Raw genomic sequence first — 19324 nt, 5'->3', positions numbered from 1 at the left:
CGCCCGGATAAGCCGGATTCTTCTGCACGCCGACCGGGATAGACTGATATTGCGTGGTGTGGCGCTCGCCGTGCCAGGTGGTGAGCGTCAACCGATCGTTATCGCTCATTTCGCGCTGATAGCGCAGGCCCAGCTGCGTCTGGTCGAGGCTCTTACGGGTATTAAATGCCTCGCCGCGCGGTGACTGGCGAGGATTGGCTTTCCACTCGTCGCGGGTCAGGCCGCCCGGATCGTTGGCATCCACCGAAACGCTGTTGAACATCAGCGTCAGCGTGCTGACATCATCAATCCGCACGCCGATTTTGCCGTTGCCCAGGCTTTTCTGCGTCCCGCTCTGGTCACGGAAACCATGCGTGGTAAAACGCGACCCGGAAATCATATAGTTGACGTCGCCCGCGTGCGTGCCGTCGCCGGTTGCGCCGCTCGCCTTAACGCTGTTGCGCCAGCTGCCGTAGCTGCCGTAATAAGTCCCTGCGGTTAACATTGTTGGCTGGCTGCCGGTTTCACTGTCAATATTCACCACGCCGCCGGAAGCATTGCCGTAAAGAGCGGAGTAAGGCCCGCGCAGAACGTCGACTTTATCAACTGAATTGATATCAATATTGGAGGTCTGGCCCTGCCCGTCCGGCATGGTTGAGGGAATGCCATCAACGTAAACCCGCACGCCGCGCACGCCGTACATGGAACGACTCCCAAAACCGCGAATGGAAAGCTGAAGATCCTGAGCGTAGTTCTGTCGATTTTGAACCTGCAGACCGGGCACGTTGCCCAGCGTTTCTGACAGATTGACCTGTGGCGTATTACTGCGCAATTGCTGACCACTGACCACGCTGACGGCTGCTGGCGTATCCAGTTCAGACAATCCGCTGCGCTGTTTGATAACCATCAGCGAGCTCTCCGGCTGGGAGACCGTGTTCTTCTGCGCGCTGGCAGGTTGTGCATGGCTGGTCGCGGGCTGGAGCAGCACCAGCGGCGTCATTAAAAGAGCAGATTTTCTGTTCACAGGATTAGAATGGGTTCAGTTGATCAATTTGTTGCCAGAATGCATGCAGCCTGACGCCCGATAAAACTTTTCGGCTGGCCCGACAAGCGGCCAGCGCAGAAAAAGTATACAAGCTGTTTCAAAACTTGCCCGCCCTCCCCTGCCAAACGGGGGAGTCGCGGCCTGGCTCCGCGCAGACGGCTGCGCACCGGCTCAGAATAAGATGAAAGTATCAAAAACGTGAGGATTGTAGCATTCAATAAACTGTTTGCGAACCGTTGTTAACGATTTGGCTGAACTGATTCAGCCATAAGCCACAAAATGATAATACGTTTGTTACAAGCGCGCACGACGCGGCTTTCCCCCTCTTTTTATCCGGTTTTACGCTTTTGCGCGAAGGAGGCGAAGCGGAGACTATACTTAGGCCATTATCCGTTTTTAAGGGAATACCATGCGCTGGCCGGACCCACTGAAACTCTCCGTTCATCTCTGTACGATAGCGCTGCTGATTGCGGCCCCGCTCCTGCTGTCTGCCTGCTCGTCCGGCAACAGCGGCATGGTTTGTGAAGGCAAAGTCAATACGCTGAGCGGCCAGTCGCTGGGCAATACCGAAGGTAAAATTATCGATCGCTTTACCTCTTTCCACGTCAGTATGGACAAGCTGAAGCTTGAGAGCGGTGAGCTTTACTCCAGCGACCCGCAGCAATATATTCCTTCTGCCGTGACTAAAGAGGGCTGGCTGGCACAGCGGCTTTCCGATACTCGCTTTAGCGTGATTAACTCGCAGCAGGACAGAATGATCACTTTCAGCTGTCCGGCGCGTGCCCTTTGAAGACGCAAAACGCGTCTTATTTTGAGTACCAAGGACCTGAAATGATCGTCAGTGAGATAGCAAATCGACAAACCTTTTTTGGCCGCGGCAGCCTGAACAAGCTGGTGCCGCTGCTGAGCATGGATGTGCAGCCGACGCTGCTGTTCTGCGCAAACTCGTTTTTACAAGGGGAAGCCTGGCAAAAAATAAAGGCTGAGGTGGAGCCGCTGCTGCTCGGAATTGAAGTGGTACGCCATGAGGCCTCACCTGAAGAAATCGACGACTGGGTGGCGCGCTGGCGAGATCGGGCTGCCCGAGTGGTGGCTATCGGCGGCGGCAGCGTGCTGGATGCGGCTAAAGCCTTCGCCGCCGTGAGCCAGCATCCCTTAACTACCCTGCGCTATCTGGAAAAGGTGGGCGATACGCCAATAAGCGGTGCCACTCTGCCCGTGATTGCCGTGCCGACTACGGCCGGGACTGGCAGCGAAGCGACGCAAAATGCCGTAGTCACCGATAAAACGGGTAGCAAGGTTAAAGCCTCTTTACGTCACGCCAGTTTTGTCCCGCCGATAGCGATACTCGATCCCGATCTGCTGCGTGGTGCGCCAGATCGCGTGCTGGCCTGCTGCGCTATTGATGCTTTCACCCATCTTTTTGAAGCTTATCTTTCCGCCAAAGGCAATCTGTTCAGCCGTCATGCGGCCCTGAGCGGCCTGCGTGCTTTTGTTGGCGCATGGCCTTATCTGAACGATCCTGGCGAGCAGGGAGAGTTGGCCCGCGAACAGATGCTTATCGCGTCCTGGCAGGGCGGCCTGAGCCTGAGTATGGCCGGGCTGGGCGTGATCCACGGTATCGCAGGCGAGCTGGGAGCGATCAAAGATTATCATCACGGTGAAGTGTGTGGACGTCTGCTGCTGCCCTTCCTGCAGCTGCTGAACGACAGCGAAGATGCCCGGCAGCAAAAGCTGATGGATGAACTGGCCGTCGCGCTTTTTCCTGGTTTTACGCTGCCGCCTGCGCGTATGCTTGCCTCATGGCTACAGGATAAAGCCATCACGCCTTTCTGGTTAGATCCTCCCCCGCTCACCGCAGCGGAGGCAGACTGGATCCTGGCCCGTGCTAACAGTAAAAACGCACTGATTGATTACAATCAGGCGCAGCTGCGCTTTATGTTAGAGCAGGCATTCCATATTGCCTGACCGATTGTCGGTTCACGTTTTGCCGCCCGCGCCCAGCGGATGCGGTAAAGCGCGTTAGCTTTCTGCCGGTAAAGCGTAAATTATACGTTAAACCCCTGCTTCTTAAGACTGGTGGGATTGTTAAGCCTCTGCCTGTCCTCCAGATTAGCGCCATTGACCAGAAAACTTCGGTTCTGCAAGGAAATGAACATGAAAAAGTCAGGCGTTATTGCTCTCTCCGCACTGTTGTTTGCCACCAGCCTGAGCACCTTTGCCGAGGGGCCAGATGGCCCGCCACCGGTTAAGCATGCGCAGCAGCACGGCAACCCACAGCACGGTATCCCGCAGCCAGACCAGCATCGCGCGCCTCAGCACCAGCCCCACCCGGACGAGCACCCTCAGGGGCCGCATCAGGAATTTCGTAAGGGGCGTCCGCTACCGGAAAAATATCGTGGCGAAGGTTATCAGGTGAACGACTGGCACAACCGAGGTCTGAAAGCGCCACCGGCAGGCCATCGCTGGCAAAACATTGACGGCCACTACGTGCTGATTGCTGTCGCAACGGGCGTGATTACGTCAGTGATTACACATCACTAACGGCATCATTTTCGCTTTTCAGGACGATAAAGTGGCAGCATGGCTGTCCCCGGTGGGACAGCTTTTTTTGCGCTTCCGGTAAGTAATAAAGAAGAGAGTAAATTAAAAATCACGATATTGATAAATCCTTAAAAATTAAAAAAGCAGTCTCGCGATGCCCAGCATTACATCCGAAACAAGAAATAACGGGTATTTAATGATTAGTTTGCATATTAATTGCGGCATAAATCATTTAAAAATGCCGCAATCGGCATTGCCGGCTTGCGAATAATCTGCGACACCGTCCTCTAAGGGAAAACAATTCAACATTTCACAAATTAATCTGCAGCAAACACAGAAGGAAGTTAACAGAATGACTCTTTTTGATAAAATAAAAACCCGTCTGAATTTGAATTCAAACCCGCGAAACTAAACATGACCTAAACAGACACCGTTAAAGATAATGATGTTATGTAATAATAAAAATGAAAAAAATTACCACGAATGATTTTTTTATATAAAAAAAACCACAACCAACTGATATAGAAGAGTTTATTTTTTATACCCCAAAAATGAAACCGATCAATAAGCCAACATTAATAGCCAATACCTATCAATAAATCCAACTTGATCGTTTTTATCAAATTCATCATCCCCCAAAAATAGACTATTTTACCTGGCAGAAAAGGATGTCAGCCGAAATCTATTTTGAAAGATTTAAAGAGAAAGTGTTGCATTCATCTATTGAGATTGAAAAATGATAAATTTACCGCCCCCGTCACTGGCTAAAATAGCCAGTTTTATGACGTTATTTACCGTACTGGCAGTCTCTGCCTCACCTTCAATAGGGATTGGCAGTATGTATGATGTATTAACATCCGGCACACAGAGCATGACGAAAAGAATTTATAATTCAGGTGACTCTACTGCATTTGTTCGCGTAGATATTCTTGAAATCGATCCCGCTGCAAAAAAGAGTAATCAGGAATCGCCACAAAAAGAAAACCAGGGTAACAGGTTGGAAAAGGATCGTCTGATCGTGACGCCGCTACGGCTGATTATTCCCCCGAATGGATTTCAGTCTGTACGCCTTTTATGGCCAGGTGAACGTAGCCACGAGCGCTATTTTCGCCTGCGCTTTACGCCGGTTATGCCGACGGTAAACGATGGCTTTGGCCTGGATGAGAAATCCGTTGATAAATACAAAAAAGAGGCGCTGCATGCGGGTGTAAACGTATTAACCGGCTACGGAAGTATATTGATAGCCCAGCCAGATACGCCTTATTTCAATACAGAGACAGAGGAAAATAAACAGGGGGATATTACTGTTATCAATAAAGGCAATGCCACGGTTTCACTTGATGAAATACGTTATTGCAAATCAGGTAATACTGACTGTAGCGCTACCTCCAGGGAGTTTTTATTACCCGGTCGCAGTTATACGATAACGAAGAAAGCCGACTATAAAATAAATTATACCCTTATTGAAGGGGAAAGTAAGAAAACCATAACCTATTGACATTGACCTGATGTGATTTTTTATAAAGGAGAAATTTGCATGGAAAATACCGTTATCAAAAAAACGCTGGCCGTTGCCGTGCTATCAATAGCTTCTCTGGGGTCTGCTTCTTTGCAGGCTGCCGAAGCGCAAAATTATAGCATTGACCTGCAGGCAAATATCCCTGCTGAAAATTTCTACGTACTGCCCGTTGAAAGCGGCTGGATTAATCAGGTCCAGGACATGAACTACGATATCATCACCAAACGTATTCAGCCTTTACAAAAAAGCTTTCAGTTCAAAAACACGTCTGGCGGAATTCAGGCCACGCTGACCAATACCGATTCTACCGGCAAGGCGCTGCTCTCAAACGGCGCGACCACCATTCCGCTGGCCGTAACGTTTAATGACGTCGCCTTAAATAATACCCCACAGGCCGTAGTGACAGCGGCGGCTGCGAAAGACGGCGGTCGTGCCACGCTGCGCATTGCCCAGGAAAGCAGTGCGGCCCTGACGGCTACAGGTTTATTTACCGGCCAGGTGGCCATGGTTTTTGAACCTATTATTACGCCACCAAACTCCTGATCCTCCCGCTATCCATTTGACCGGAGAAACCGCCGTCGCAAACGGCGGTATTTTAATAATGAAACATTCCTTATTATGGTTAGCAATGCTGCCAGCAATGGCCCCGGCCGCTGATATGACGCTGGCCGCCAGCATGAGGGGGCTGCCTGATGATTTCAAAAACTATTTTTATAATGCTGAAGTTATAGTCAGGGTTGATCTTAATGACCGCCCGCTTTTCGATGCCGCCATGCTGCTTAAAGAGAATGGCGATGTTCAGCTTAATCGCATTATCGACAATGCCTCCGAATTCAATCAGGAAGTTCAGGAACGCTGGGTTTCTGTACTACGGAAAGGCATTACCACCGGCAAGTGTTCAACTCGTTGTCCTTTCGGCTTAATGGCTGCGCAATATCGCCTGGACAGCTCTGTCCTGAAAATTTATACCGCGAAATATGAGACGGAGCAGACAAAGGGCGCTTTTATCGAACTGCCGAATAATTTGCCCGGCGGTTTCATTATGTATAATGATTTTTCAGCCACCAGCACCTCCTCTTCCACGCAAAGCTGGGGAATTAATTCCGCCATAACTTCCTCGCTGGCTGGCTGGACGCAAAAAGCTTCTTTTCAGTCATCCGGCAATAATGGCCGCTACAGCTATAACAACACTAATTTATACGACCTCTACACCCAGAAAGAGCTGGCGGGCAGCTTTATGCGTTTTGGGCTGTTTTCTCCGGATGCGGACCAGGGCAACGTCCAGTCCACGGGCTTCGGTTTTGATTCCGTAGTCGGTGCGATGTGGGGAACATCTGATGCCTTACGGGAAAACAGCGATAGCGTCAGCGCCTGGCCGGTTTACATTACGGGCCGCAATCAGTCGATTGCCGAAGTGTATCGCGATGGCAGACTTATTCACACTCAGCAGCTTCAGGCTGGTGTACAGCCACTGGATACGCGCCGCCTGCCCGGCGGCATCTACGATATCACCGTTCGTATTATTGAAAACGGGCAGACGGTAGATACGCAAACCGCACAGATCTATAAGCCGCAGGGCTGGAGCGATCCCGAGCGCCGCTGGCGTATGAACCTGTGGAGCGGGCAGCGCAGGCTGGTCGGTTCCGGCACGGCGCGCTATCAGCAAGACATGCCTTTTGCTGTCGGCGGCAGTCTGGACGTGCTGGCTCATCCACGCGCCGTGCTTGGCCTCAGCGGCCAGGCGACGGAAAAAGAACACCAGCTCAGAACCCGGGCAAACATCACGCTTTCGCCAAAAGATACGTTATTTGCTGAATATAGCTTCGGTAATGACGATTACCGCGCGAACCGGAGCGCGGATATCCGCTATTTCCGTCAAATTTTGCCGGGCAGCAGCGGCAATGTTTTCTGGCGTTCGACCACCACCGATATTTACGGTCACCGCACAACCTCCCGCCAGTCTGGCGATACCTGGGGAACCTCCCTTTCGCTACGGCTTCCCTGGTCCTCTTTCTTAATTCTTAACGGGCAGTATATGGATACCGCCTGGCGAAAAGGGGTGGGTGCCGATGCCGCAGTGAATACGCGCCTGAAGCTGATCGAGCGTGACGTTAATATACGAGTAAGCGCCTACGAGCGACCCGGCTTTAACAACGACAGTCGGGATCGAGGCGTGACGCTTGGCATCAGCTTTTCTCTGGCCCCTTCGCAACGCCATCTCGTTTCTGCTGAGCTGGGGATGAACGAAAGCGAAAGTTATTCCAGCATGAATTATCAGTGGCAGGCGGAACAAAACAACAGTATCCGCTGGCTGGGAACAGGCGTCTCGCACAGCGCCAGCAATACCGTCCTGAGCGGGAACGGTGCGGTAGATACTCGTTATCTCAGCAGTGATTTCTATGCGCAGCACAGTATCCGCGACGGTAATAATACCGCCGGTATTAACCTTAGTCAGGTACTGCTTTTCGGCGGCGGGCATTTGGCCTCTACAAACGGCAGCAATAACCGCAGCCTTTCTTCAGCCGTTATCGTGGATGTGGAATCAGAGGATAAAAATATCGGTATCGTCGCTTCAGGCAAAATGGCGGAAACCACGCTGCAGCCCGGAAGAAATATTGTGTCAGCCGAAAGCTGGAAGAAAGATACCCTGCAGTTCAGCGCGAAAGGCGGCAGCAGCGTGCAAATCGTTCCGGAACGTCAGAATCTGCAAATGAATCGCGGCAGCGTGCAGTACATCAGAGTAAAGGCAGTAAAAACGGTCACGCTGGTGGCGATGCTGCAGGATGAAAGCGGCACGATGCTGAAAAACCGCGCCGTGACGAGTGATGTTGCAAACGGGGTTATCAATGCCGAAGGCGTACTGACGCTGGATATGAGTACGCACAATGGCAAGCTGACGGTGCAGGCCGAAAATCATCAGGCGACCTTAAGCTGCGCAATCCCGCCGGTTCAGGATGCAACTCAGCGCGTGCGGTTTATTGACGCCATTCATTGCCGTACGGCAGGAGATAAATAATGGTCAGTTTATTACGCATGGCGGCCATGCTGCTGCTATTGAGCAGTGCGGCGCCGAATGCGTCAACCATGGACATTACCGCCAGTTTTTCGCCATCAATGAGTGATCCCGAAAATAATACTTTCACTAATACCACGCCGCAGAGTGGGTTTTGTGGAAAGTGGCCGCAATACTGTCCTGCAAATACGTTTAGTATCGGATTGCCGATTACGACGACAATAAGTAAACCTATTACAGCTCATAACGACCCACATGAGGGCGTTTTTTTCGGTTTGCCGGGAAAAAAACGTGAAGTTATGGTTACTGATATAAATTCTGGAGAGAAGCATCCAGTCACTTTTACTATCACAAATTTTTCTGCGATAGCGCATTTTCCAAATGACCAGGGGCAGAAAGCGTGGGATACAGATGATGGAACCCTCGGGTCTCCTTCTTCTTCTTCCTCTTGCTCAAGAAGGGCAAATCCCGCAGGGGGTCGAACTATTTTTTCATTTGTGTGGAACGTCCCCGCTGAGGATGTTGCATGTTATGCAACAAGCGCTATAGACAGAACGGAGCCAACCGCTTTTGATGGGCTTAGTATAGGTTATAATTTAATTACCCCTAATCCGCTGATAATGGGGAGTGGCACCTATACCGGGGTATTATCGTTAAGCGTTGGCCCCGGCGGCGATTTTGATTTTGGTAATAATTATCAGGCCAGTGACACCAATCTGACTATTAATTTTACCCTGTCCGTTAACCATGAATTGAAATTAACCACCAGCCCGGAAGATCGCCAGGTCACGCTACAGCCCTGTGCGTCTGGCAGAGTTTGTACGGAAGAAGAAGGCAAAGCTAACTGGGAGCGCTCAACGGTCACGCGCATTGCGCCACAGCTTACCGGACGGAGCCATTTTACCCTTTCCAGTTCCGGCGCTTTTACGGTGTTTTTGCAGTGTGACCAGCAGATTGGCCAGGATTGCGCGCTACAAAGCGAACATTCCGCGAAGCAGGTGCCGGTACAGGCGCTGCTGACGCTGCCGACCACTATCGTCGATCAACATACTGGCTCAACAGTGATACAGAAAAAGATTCGGGTGGGCAAAGATACTGTGCAGAATGTGTTTAATACCACGCAGTTTGGCCAGGACAGAAAAGGCAGCATCGATTTTGTCATTGCGCAAAAGGATGTGGAAAACATGCTGAAAACGCGGCCTGATAACTATAAGGGCACGATGACGGTCATCTTCGATCCGCAAATTTACTGATCGTCCCCGGCAACGCGATTTATCGGTCAGGAGAAAGCCCGCCCGACATAAAATGCCCTGAAATAAGGCTTCCGCTACAGCAGACGTGGAATGCCGATATCCCAAGATATCGGCAGAGCGGCAATTAATGGAAGGCGTTGTTCAACAAAATGGAGGTAATGACGCCTGTCGCAGCGGCAATCAGCACATAGTTGCCGTCAATACAGGCCCAGCGTTCGCCACGTGGAGGCTCATGCAGGCCGCGAGCGTGCCAGTCGTTTACGCGATAATCATCGCCCCGGAAACGAGGCGGCAGCGGCTGGCCGCGATGAAATTCATGCCCCTGCCAGGCGAAACGGTCGCGCTCTTCAAAATGGCGATGGGGAGCGTGCCCTTCGTGACCACGTGGGCCATGGTCATGATCGCCACGGCCTTCACGATCGCCCGGCCCGCCGCGTCCTTCACGATCGCCCTGATGATGCCACTCTTGTCCCGGAGGGCCTTCAGCCTGCGTAACGGTTGAGAACAGCGAGCCTGCTGAAAATACGGTAATCAACAGCGCCAGGGTCGTTTTTTTCATGGTGATATCCTCAATTTGCTCACGGCTTTTGTCGCACCGTTGAGGGATACTATCGTCGAACCCCGGCCTTAAAAATACCTCTCACCATCCTAAAAAGCCTGTTATTACCGTATTTTACCTCTTCCTGACCCTTTCTTAACACTGTGCATAAAATGTGGATCGGCCGCGCCAAATAATTTGCGTTAAGTCAGGCGGCGCGCTGGCTTTCGGCCAAAAATTCGGCCACCTCGTCCGCCTGCACGATAAAAGCATTCAGCGCTTCGCTAAAGCCTGCCGCGTCCAGCGAGGCCAGCAGCTGCTGGCTGCAAAGCCGCAGACTGTCGTCGCTGTCCATCGCCAGCCAGCAGCCGCGCATCGCATCCATCTCAAAGTTCAGTGCCAGCACCGTGCGCAGATGGCTTTCAGAAGCCCTCTTCAGGCTTTCCAGTCGACGGTGGAAAATGACGCAGTTGCTTTCCGGCGGCAGTTCAATAATGGCTATCTCTTGCCGGTTGCGCATCAGTGCGCAGACGCCGTTTTTCAGGCACAGGCTGAGATTAAGGCGGCGACCATACCAGGCCAAAAAATGGTTAAGCTGCTCTGTTGCGTTCATGCGCACCTCCGTTAGCTTTTGAGTACAAAGTGTTGATCCTGTCCCTGACGCAGCGCGTCGGCCAGTTCAGTGGTGGCCTTAGCGATGTGCCCTTCCAGCGCGTAATTGACCGGTTTGTCCTGATCTTCGCCATAGCTGAAGCTGATTTTGCCTAAATTACGCTTCATAGAAACCGAGGCGCTGTTAGAGCCGCCCAGCAGAAAAGCGGGGGTGGCGAAGCCGTCAGTTTTAACCTGGGATTTCGTGAAGGCGACAGACTTAAGCCGCAGATTGTCGCGGTTGGTTAACTCGGCGCGCATCTCCTCCGGGCTGTTGCCTCGATCCAGCCAGCGCTTCTCGAGGCTTTCCCGCACCTCGTCTTTTAGCTCCAGCGTGACGGTCGCCTCGGTGCTGACATTGTCCTGTAGCGCCGCAATCAGGGTTTGCAGCTGGTGATCGTCTTTCATCAGCTCGCGCATCTTGTTGGCGTTGCTGGCGTTAAGACTGCCATCGAGCAGGTGCGAGAGCTGGTGCCACAGCCCGTTGCTGTCCACCTTGCTCAGGTTTGCGTAAGTTGTCTGGTATTCGCCCCCCTGTAACAGTTTCAGCCCCTGCTCCGCCGCGCTTTGCTGACGCAGATGCTTATCAAGATCGCGTAGCGCGGCCTGCTGTTCGTTATTTTTCTCGCGAAGATTTCGCGGTGAAAAATGGGCGTCCAGTTTGTCCAGTTTCTGTCGCGGCGTCAGCGGTGTTTCATCCTCTTTATCTTTTAACGAGGCGATAACGGCCGCCGTGGCCGGATCGCTGAATTTTTTCCCCAGCGTTTCCGCCAGCTTGTCGAGATGTACCGCTGCCAGCGGCCGGGCCGTTTTGGTTTCTATCGTCAGGCTCTGCTTTGTGCGGTTATCAATAGAGAGCTGCACGCTGGCGGCCGGCCCGGCGAACAGCGGCGTCCGTCCCGCTTCTCCCTTAATCAGCACGCCGGTTGGCAGAGCAAAGTTAACGCCCACGCTGGCTTTGTTCAGGCCGCGTGGACGGTTGTTACTACGGCTTACGGTGCTGCTGCTCTCTTTCGTGGTTTCGCCTCTTTCGCGCGTGCCGGAAAGCACGTTGACGCCTGCATAAGCGCCGCCGCCTACGCGAAAACTGGCTGGTGTCTCCTTTTCATGCTTATTGGTCAACGGTACGCCTGCCGAAGCCAGCGCGGCGGCATTGGCATCCAGGCTGACGTTCAGCACGTCGCCATGCTTTACGCTGTGATTAATGCCTCGATTAAGCAGCGTCAGAGGGTCAAGCGTGCCCTGCGTCAATCCCTCGATAAAGGCGGGCAGTTCCGCCTCGGTAATATCGAAGCTAACGCTGTTTTGCTTTTTGACATCCAACGGCGTGGCAGAGACAACGCCACCCAACCGAACGGCGGGGGACAGATTACGCTGATGGTCAACTTCGACATCGTGCGCCGGATCTTTCATGTAGCCAGTCAGCAGGTTGTAGCCCAGACCGGTAAAGGCGGTTAATGCCCCGCCGCCGTCACGCCCAAAGCTGACCGTTACGCCGCCCTCGCCCCGCGTCAGGCTCATGCTGTAGCCGCGATCCAGACTGCCTCTGCCGCCCACGCCCGCAATGACCTGCGAACCGGGCAGCGTGCTGATGGTCGTTGCCGCACCATAAGCCCGGCTAAAAGAGAGGCTTTCGCCCTTTTCCATGTCCAGTACCGTGCCTTCCAGCCTGCGGGCAAGCAGCTGTTGATCCTCAGCCTGCATAACGGTGCGGGTGGTGACGTTCATCGCGTGGTTGGATTTTGTAAATGCCTTGGTCATGGATTTGATGGCGTCATAGTTGGCTTCCAGCCTGTCGTTTCCGGTAAATCCCTGGCCAGTCACCTGCTTAAGCGGATTGTTTTCCCACTCTTCATCACGAAGCTCGCGGAACTCCCGGCCCAACGCCTGTAACGCTTTTTCGCGAGTTTCGCCCGGTAAATCCAGCGCATGAGTGAGGCGCTTTGCTAAATCGTGCATTTTGACGTTGGTCAGGCCGTCGAGGATCAGGCGGGATTTCGTCAGCCCCATCGGATCATGCTTGTCGCGGTTCATCCCAGCCGGTATCGCGTCGGTGGGCTTTTGATGGGAAAGAGTGACGTCAGCCTCACCCATCGCTGCCAGAGCAAGCTGCGCGTGATTGCCTTTGCCGCTGGGATGCAGGGCATAAAGCTGTTGCAGCTTGTTCAGCAGATCGTCTTCCTGGCTGCTGGCCGGATTCAGGCTGCCGGTCAGTTTATCAAGCTGCCTGCCCGCGCGGCTCTGTCCGCCATAGTGCTGCTGCAGCAGTCCGGCCTGGTGCGCGGCGCTGTCCGCCAGCACCTGATTGAAGTCCTGCATTTCCTTGAACCAGCCGGGCAGTTCTTCCCGCACGGCCAGCGTTTTCAGCTTCAGGCTGAGCGGCTCTTCTGGTCTGCCCGTCGGCTGACGTTTAAGGTGTTGCGTCAGCGTGGCCATCTGCTGCGACTGCTGCTGATAGATCGCCGTTAATCCCTGACGGCCGCCATGAGCATGCTGTACAAGGTGGCCAAAGTTTTTCAGCGGGCGTGGTGTCTCCAGCGTGGGCCGAAACACAAAGGTGCTGAGCCGCGTGCGGAAAGGCGTATGGACTTTATGTCCATCGTGACCGGATTGCCCGAATGTGTTGACTTCGCGCTTATAGGTAAGGCCTGTTTTGCCCAGTTTAGCGTCGCGCGTCGCGGCGCTAAGTCGCTCGAAATGCCTGTCGGCATGATTTTCCACTTCGTGAGCACCGGCGGAAATATCCGCTGACACCGGATGCCAGCCGTGTTCGTTTCGCGACAGCACCTGCTTATTGTCCATCTCCACCAGCAGCGAGCCTTTCTGGTTACCGAAAAGTTTAACCGGCAGCGCGGTGGCGGACTCACCAAATTCATCTTTCAACGGTGCAGGCAGCCGCTCTGCCTGCATCCCGGCCACTTTTCCATGCTGCCAACTTCCGGCTGGCAGGCTGAAGACCTTGCCCTTATCACTTAAAATAAACAGGCGGCTTTCCGGGCCGAGCACCATATCCTTAACCTGATGCTCAAGCGGCTCGCCAGGGAGACGGATCAGGGCCGCGCTGGCCTGATTCATCGCCTGGCTTAACGCCGGACGTGAAAGCGTCTGCGGCAGCTGCTTGTGACGGCGGCTTTCCGTGTCAACGTGATGAAAATGGATATTTCCCTGCTCTTCCAGCGTGACGAAACGGCCGTCATCCAGCGCGCTGGCCGCGACGGTTTTCTGTGTTTTATCCAGGCCGGGCATCGCCAACTCTTCACTCACGCTTTTTTTCACCTGGTGCAGCGCAAACGTATTGTTCTGGAAATTAATTTTGTTGCTGGCAACGTTAACTTTCAGCCTTTTCAGCTGGTTATCTTTCAACGCCCAGGCCTGACCATCCTGTCCGGCACTCAGCCGATCCGCTTTAACTTCCGTCGCTTCCCAGGTGCTGGTCATCTCGTTAAAAAACTGTACTTTGCCATCATGCAACGCCAGCTTGCCGTTTGCGCCAATAGAGACAATGTCGGTTCGGGCTGGCGTGGGCTTTGGCAGGCCTTTCTGATAATCCATGACCAGACTGTCGCTGAGGTTCCAGCCAGAAGCTGGCTGCGGATTCTCCGGCGTAGGATTAAGCGCAATCGCGTGCTGTCTGTCCATGCTGTCTTTGACCACGGCATGCAGCTGGCCGCTTTCGCCGCACAGCAGGCTCTGTACATGGAAGCGGTCGCCAATAACGTCTGCGATTTGCTGATGCAGCGTATCGCGCAAATTCAGGCTTTGCGCATCGCCAAAATTAAGCTCGTTTGCCTCGCCGGGCCGCTTCGCCACCAGCAAACGCCCCTGGTAGTCGGCAGCGATCACCAGGTTGTCGGTTTGCGCTATCGCTGCCAGTGTGGTTTTGCCGGGGATCGGCTGGAGCGCACGGTGTTCAGCTTCCGGGCTGTCGATACGCGGCAGCAGCTTAATGCTTTGCTGCTTGCTCTCTTCATCGGTGAGCAACACGAGCGCCTGACCATCCGCCGCCACGGAGGCTCCGCTGATTTTATCCGTAAAGCGCGCGCTCTGCGTTTGCGTCTGTAAATGATGCAAATGGCGATCGTCGTGTACCAGATAAAGCGAGTTATCACTCTGACGAGACAGCTTCGACTGCTCTTTGTCGTCGCCAAAATGGTCGACTTTCTGCCATCCCTCTTCGTGCGAGGCCAGTTGGTAAAGCTTGTTGTCGCTGAGGCGAAATGCGCGGCTGCCGTCGGGCGTCGCCTGGTGATGTACACCGGTAAGCTGGCTGAGCACGGCAGCATCCGGCAGCTTTACCTCGGCTGCCCGTCCTCCGGGCGCATCGCTGCGGCGAATCTGCACGCTACCGCCGTCCTCGCTGAATGCCAGCTGATGGTCAACCACTTCTGCTGCTTTCCGTCGAGGAAAAGTGCTGCCCGGCGTCTCTTCCCTTGCCCAGGTCGGTTTGCTGTGGGCCACGCCGATTAAGGCATCCCGCGACGAATGCAGCGACAGCAGCTTTCCCTGGTCGCTCAATAACGCATGCTGCTGGCTATTTTTATTGGCTGCTACGCTCTGGTAGTGCATTTTGGGATGGCCGAGGGTTTGTTTTAACAGCGCGCGCTGGGCATCACGGCCTGCTGGTGCAGCGATGGCGGCCTGCCGCTTTTCGGTCAGCTGCACGCCCAACGACCCCTTCTCTTGCGCCTGATGCGCCTGCCGATCGGACAGCGTGGCCATAATCTCCTGTTCCAGCTCGCCTTCGACCAGCGTCGGAATAGCCACGTCGAGCCGGTTTAGCGACTGCAGCTCGTGGCTTTCCGGCGTGGGTATGGCCGGGCGAGCGGGCTGTTTTTTAAATAACGGCAGGTGGCTGAAGGCATGAAATCGCCCCTTACCGGTCGCCCGCGCCGCACTGCCCTGTTGTAAACCTGTGGTGACCGGCTGGGCGCCCCCCGGTAGCGTTCCGCCGCCGCGCTGGCTGGGCGAGGCATCCTGCTGGCGGGTTGTTCCCTGACTGGTTTGCGATGAAGTTACGCGCTGTGCGCTGCCTGAGCCTGTTGCAAGGGCGGTTCTGATTCCCGATAGCACGCTGTTCTCCTTAGACAGAATACTCACACCTGAGCTAAGTAGCGGAAAAAGCAGCGGAGTTCCGGCTGTAACCGATTATTCACATTTATTCATACCGCGGATGATAAATGATTGCATAGCTGGCTGGCGGCCCGTTCATCAAGCGGAAAAACAGACAGCTGGCGCGATGAAGCAGTCTTGCCTGTCCGAAGGGACTGGTTCTGAAGGCGTAAGGGGAACAACGGTCTGCGCGTAAGGCACAAAAAAGGAGAGGCATGATGCCTCTCCTGTGACCGCTCAAGTCGGTATGCCGTTGTGCCCGCGCAACCGGGCTTTAGTGCTTCAGCGTTTCACGTACTTTCTTCACGTCGTCAGCTTTCACCGCCGCGGCTTTGTTGCTCCAGCCCTGACGGATAAAGGTGGCCAGCTGCGCCACTTCCTCATCGTTCAGACGAGCAGCGAAGCCCGGCATGGCCAGAGTAGAAGGCGCTTTCGCCGTGGAAGGCTGCTGCGCGCCGGCCAGAATGGTATGGATCAGCCCCGTTGGATCGCCCGCGTTAACGAGCGTAGCCTGATCCAGCTGTGGGAAGACGCCTGGCGCGCCCTTGCCCGTCACAAAATGGCAGGCGCTGCAGTTATCCAGATAGAGACGCTCACCGCTGGTCAGGTTTTTGGCCGCGGTCAGCTTAGCTTCCGTCGCGCTGGCCGCTTTGCCGTCACTGGCAGAGAGGGATGGATTGCCACCCAGGAACTTCAGATAGGCGGCGATGGCTTTCAGATCCGCCTCGCTCATATAAGAAGTGCTGTGTTCCACCACGGAAGTCATCTCGCCGCCTACCGCAGCTTTATCGTTGCGGCCCGTCGCCAGATAATCAATGGTTTCCTGTTCCGTCCAGTGCGGTAAGCCACGCAGCGAAGGCACTTCCCAGTCGTTCAGGCTGCCGCCGGAAAGAAAACGCTTGTCGTCGCTGTCGAACGCCTTTTCATTCATGCCTATACCGCGAGGCGTATGGCAGCTGCCGCAGTGGCCCAGACTTTCGACAATGTAGGCGCCGCGATTCACCTCGGCTGAAGCACCGCCAACCGGCCGGAAAGCTTTATCGGAAGCAAACGCCCAGTTCCAGAAACGCATCCCCCAGCGCTGGCTGAACGGAAAGCTCAGGCTGGTTTCTGGCGGCTGCTCCGCGCTCGGCTTCACGCCCTGCATAAAATAGGTGTAAAGCGCGTGCATATCGTTGTCGCTGATTTTCGCATAATCAGGATAAGGCATCGCCGGATAAAGCCGTTTGCCATCAGGCAATACGCCTTTACGTACCGCGTCGGAGAACTGCTGCTCGCTGTAATTACCGATCCCGTGCTCTTTATCCGGCGTGATATTGGTCGAATAAATGGTGCCCAGGTTCGACTCTATTGCCAGACCACCGGAAAAAGCCGGTTTGCCGGGCAGCGAATGGCAGGCGCTACAGTCACCCAGGCGTGAGAGATACTCTCCCTGCTTAATCAGCTCGCCGTTATCTGCCGGGGCTGCCAGCGCAGCGCCTGTGCTGAGCAGCACGGCATTGGCGAGTAAAAAATGTTTAATCTTCATCGTCGCTTACGCCTGTACCATTGGACCGGGGTTTTTCAGATAGATATCTTTAATGGCCTGTGCCGCCATCAGCGTCAGCGCGCCGATGGTATCGGTCGGGTTCGCCTGGAAGTTTTGCGGGAAAGCATTGCCGCCCGGCACGAAGACGTTATGAACATCCCAGCTTTGCAGATATTTGTTCAGCGCTGAGGTAGCAGGATTATCGCCCATTACCGCGCCGCCCACGTTATGCGTCGAGACGTATTTGGTCAGGTCAAAATGCGCGTCCATTGGCAGGAAGCTCTCGCTATAGCTGTCCGGATTCAGTTCTTTAGTGATGTTACTGACCACGCCTTTCAAATATTGCTGTAGCTTGAGCTCATTCTGTTTCCAGTCAAAGGTCATACGCAGCAGCGGATAGCCGTACTCATCCTTGTAGTTCGGATCCAGATCGAGATAGATATCGCGATAGGACTGGCAGGTGGTAGTGATGCTGATTTTCATCGAATGGCCGTACCACTCTTCCAGCCCCTCTTTCCAGCCGGTTCCCCATGCTGGCGTGCCTTTTGGCAGCGCGGTACTGATTGGCGTACCGGTAGCCTGTGAGCTATGAATTTTTGCCCCGCCGATAAAGCCCAGTCCCGGGCCATCAAAGTTGCCGGGTGAAATATCGTTAATCATCTGGCCGGTGGCACCGGCGGTGGCAAACGGGTTGAAGTTTTTATCTTTAAAGAACAGCGTGGCGCCGCCGTTGCTCAGGAAGGCATAGTTGCGGCCAACGACACCCTCTTCGGTAACAGGATTATAAGGTTTGCCGATGCCGGACAGCAGCATCAGACGCACGTTACAAAACTGGAAGCTGCTCAACACCACGATTTTCGCGGGCTGGAAGCATTCGTTGCCCTGAGCATCAATATAAATTACGCCCTTAGCCGTTTTCTTATCGTCGTGCAGTACGACTTTCATCACGTTGGCGTGCACTTCATAAGAGAAGTTGTCCATACGCTTAAGCGCGTCCATTACGGCGGTCTGCGGCGAAGCTTTCGAATAATTCAGGCACGGGTACTTACTGCAGTAGCCGCAGTAGTTACAGGGCGCGATCTGGTTGCCGTAAGGATTGGTCCAGGCACGAGAAACGCAGGCGGACGGGTTTGGAAACGGATGGTAACCGAGTTTTTTCGCCGCTTTTGCAAACATGCTGGTATTAAGCGTATCTTCCAGTGGGGGAAGCGGATAAGGCTCTGAACGCGGTCCTTCAAACGGATCGCCCCCTTCCAAAATCTGACCACGCAGGTTGCCAGTATTACCTGACTGGCCGCAGATACGTTCAAATTTGGTGTAATATGGCTCGATTTCGTCCCAGGTGAACGGGAAGTCCATGATGCGCATATCTTCCTGCAGGATCCCGGGTTTATAAGCCTGATCCGCATAGGTTTTGAGCTTCAGATCGACAGGCGTGGGACGGATAAGCACCGCCGTCCAGTGCAGGCCAGAGCCGCCCACGCCCGTACCTGGGGCAAAAGCGCCCCATTTACGTGTTGGTAACGCCGTCTCGCTCATGTTGTATCGCACGGTTACAGCCGCTTCTGCCGGGGTTGCCATAACTTTATTACGCACGGCATACGCATATTCATCAGCCGGTTTAGGATAGGCAAACTCTTCATATCCCCGATCGCCGCCACGTTCCAGCGCGCGCACTTTTAATCCGGCCATAGCCAACTCAATGCTCATTAATGAGCCAGCCCAGCCCAGGCCGACCACTACAACGTCGACTTCTTCTTTATTTATTGTTGCCATTTTAGTCCTGCCAGTGGGTAATCAGAGAAAAACTCAGGCTCGCTCGCCTTTAATGCTTATTGGTCCCAGCGGATACGGCACGTTGTGTTGTTTCACCCATTCCATATAGCTGGCGCGCGCGCCGGGGAAGCCGATAGCAATCCAGGCTTTCATTCCCTTATTGCCGCCATACATGGGATCGGAAAGATAACCATGCTTGGTATTAGAGAGTAATTCGCTGAAAAATTGCGATCCCTTTAGGGCGCTTTCACCCAGGTCGGCAAAAACGATCTGGTTTTTCTGTACCTGAGTCAGAACCGCTTCACGGTCGGCGGTTTCCAGCTCGTGGAAAGCTTTCTGATGCTGCTGCCGACACCAGCTGTTGACCAG

Annotated in this window: 14 protein-coding genes; 7 read left to right on the top strand and 7 right to left on the bottom strand. The window is 54.0% G+C overall.

Translation table 11 applies throughout. The features are described from left to right. On the bottom strand, positions 1–979 hold a 979-nt coding region (locus RTK32_RS06235), incomplete at its 3' end, for a TonB-dependent receptor plug domain-containing protein (RefSeq protein ID WP_409451068.1). A gap of 454 nt (positions 980–1433) precedes the next feature. On the opposite strand from RTK32_RS06235, the gene RTK32_RS06230 reads away from it, so the two are divergent. The 7 genes from RTK32_RS06230 (at position 1434) to RTK32_RS06200 (ending at position 9353) form a co-directional block, all read left to right on the top strand. After that, positions 1434–1814, top strand: a complete 381-nt coding sequence (locus tag RTK32_RS06230; protein ID WP_312042613.1) for a hypothetical protein — start codon at positions 1434–1436, stop codon at positions 1812–1814. Between the two features lie 41 nt (positions 1815–1855). Further along, on the top strand, positions 1856–2992 hold the full coding sequence (locus tag RTK32_RS06225; RefSeq protein WP_312042612.1) for an iron-containing alcohol dehydrogenase: 1137 nt from the start codon (positions 1856–1858) through the stop codon (positions 2990–2992). Positions 2993–3181: 189 nt separating this feature from the next. Continuing rightward, the gene (locus RTK32_RS06220) at positions 3182–3568 is read left to right on the top strand and encodes an RcnB family protein (RefSeq protein ID WP_312042611.1); all 387 of its coding nucleotides are present in this window, start codon (positions 3182–3184) and stop codon (positions 3566–3568) included. 736 nt (positions 3569–4304) lie between these two features. Next, entirely contained in the window at positions 4305–5066 is a 762-nt protein-coding gene (locus RTK32_RS06215; RefSeq protein WP_312042610.1) for a hypothetical protein, read from the top strand. A gap of 39 nt (positions 5067–5105) precedes the next feature. Then, positions 5106–5630, top strand: a complete 525-nt coding sequence (locus tag RTK32_RS06210) for a CS1 type fimbrial major subunit (protein ID WP_312042609.1) — start codon at positions 5106–5108, stop codon at positions 5628–5630. Positions 5631–5688: 58 nt separating this feature from the next. Continuing rightward, positions 5689–8103: a TcfC E-set like domain-containing protein gene (locus RTK32_RS06205; RefSeq protein WP_312042608.1), complete on the top strand. Its 2415-nt coding sequence runs from the start codon at positions 5689–5691 to the stop codon at positions 8101–8103. After that, positions 8103–9353 (top strand): hypothetical protein, encoded by a 1251-nt coding sequence (locus RTK32_RS06200; RefSeq protein ID WP_312042607.1) that lies wholly within the window; start codon positions 8103–8105, stop codon positions 9351–9353. The genes RTK32_RS06205 and RTK32_RS06200 overlap by 1 nt, the downstream gene beginning before the upstream one ends. Before the next feature lie 124 nt (positions 9354–9477). Here RTK32_RS06200 and RTK32_RS06195 read toward each other — a convergent pair whose 3' ends face one another. The 6 genes from RTK32_RS06195 to RTK32_RS06170 form a co-directional block, all read right to left on the bottom strand. Then, positions 9478–9912, bottom strand: coding sequence for an RcnB family protein (locus tag RTK32_RS06195; RefSeq protein WP_312042606.1), 435 nt, complete (start codon positions 9910–9912; stop codon positions 9478–9480). A 187-nt stretch (positions 9913–10099) separates the two neighbouring features. Then, complete coding sequence (locus RTK32_RS06190) at positions 10100–10504, bottom strand: type III secretion system chaperone (protein WP_312042605.1); 405 nt, start codon at positions 10502–10504, stop codon at positions 10100–10102. Between the two features lie 11 nt (positions 10505–10515). After that, a complete protein-coding gene (locus tag RTK32_RS06185) occupies positions 10516–15612 on the bottom strand; it encodes an AvrE-family type 3 secretion system effector (protein WP_312042604.1) in 5097 nt (1698 codons plus the stop codon). Positions 15613–15925: 313 nt separating this feature from the next. Continuing rightward, a complete protein-coding gene (locus RTK32_RS06180) occupies positions 15926–17179 on the bottom strand; it encodes a cytochrome c (protein WP_312042603.1) in 1254 nt (417 codons plus the stop codon). Between the two features lie 6 nt (positions 17180–17185). Beyond that, positions 17186–18955, bottom strand: a complete 1770-nt coding sequence (locus RTK32_RS06175; RefSeq protein ID WP_312042602.1) for a GMC family oxidoreductase — start codon at positions 18953–18955, stop codon at positions 17186–17188. Between the two features lie 33 nt (positions 18956–18988). Then, a partial coding sequence (locus RTK32_RS06170; RefSeq protein WP_312042601.1) for a gluconate 2-dehydrogenase subunit 3 family protein occupies positions 18989–19324 on the bottom strand: 336 nt, incomplete at its 5' end.

This window comes from Erwinia sp. (assembly GCF_031978025.1).
GTDB lineage: Bacteria > Pseudomonadota > Gammaproteobacteria > Enterobacterales > Enterobacteriaceae > Erwinia.
The sequence above is the reverse complement of the archived record's forward strand: the minus strand, read 5'-3'. Positions and strand labels throughout refer to the sequence as shown.

Bases quoted from the DNA above. Each gene is read 5' to 3' on its own strand.
- RTK32_RS06230 (WP_312042613.1), top strand. From the start codon at position 1,434: ATGCGCTGGCCGGACCCACTGAAACTCTCCGTTCATCTCTGTACGATA.
- RTK32_RS06225 (WP_312042612.1), top strand. From the start codon at position 1,856: ATGATCGTCAGTGAGATAGCAAATCGACAAACCTTTTTTGGCCGCGGC.
- RTK32_RS06220 (WP_312042611.1), top strand. From the start codon at position 3,182: ATGAAAAAGTCAGGCGTTATTGCTCTCTCCGCACTGTTGTTTGCCACC.
- RTK32_RS06215 (WP_312042610.1), top strand. From the start codon at position 4,305: ATGATAAATTTACCGCCCCCGTCACTGGCTAAAATAGCCAGTTTTATG.
- RTK32_RS06210 (WP_312042609.1), top strand. From the start codon at position 5,106: ATGGAAAATACCGTTATCAAAAAAACGCTGGCCGTTGCCGTGCTATCA.
- RTK32_RS06205 (WP_312042608.1), top strand. From the start codon at position 5,689: ATGAAACATTCCTTATTATGGTTAGCAATGCTGCCAGCAATGGCCCCG.
- RTK32_RS06200 (WP_312042607.1), top strand. From the start codon at position 8,103: ATGGTCAGTTTATTACGCATGGCGGCCATGCTGCTGCTATTGAGCAGT.
- RTK32_RS06195 (WP_312042606.1), bottom strand. From the start codon at position 9,912: ATGAAAAAAACGACCCTGGCGCTGTTGATTACCGTATTTTCAGCAGGC.
- RTK32_RS06190 (WP_312042605.1), bottom strand. From the start codon at position 10,504: ATGAACGCAACAGAGCAGCTTAACCATTTTTTGGCCTGGTATGGTCGC.
- RTK32_RS06180 (WP_312042603.1), bottom strand. From the start codon at position 17,179: ATGAAGATTAAACATTTTTTACTCGCCAATGCCGTGCTGCTCAGCACA.
- RTK32_RS06175 (WP_312042602.1), bottom strand. From the start codon at position 18,955: ATGGCAACAATAAATAAAGAAGAAGTCGACGTTGTAGTGGTCGGCCTG.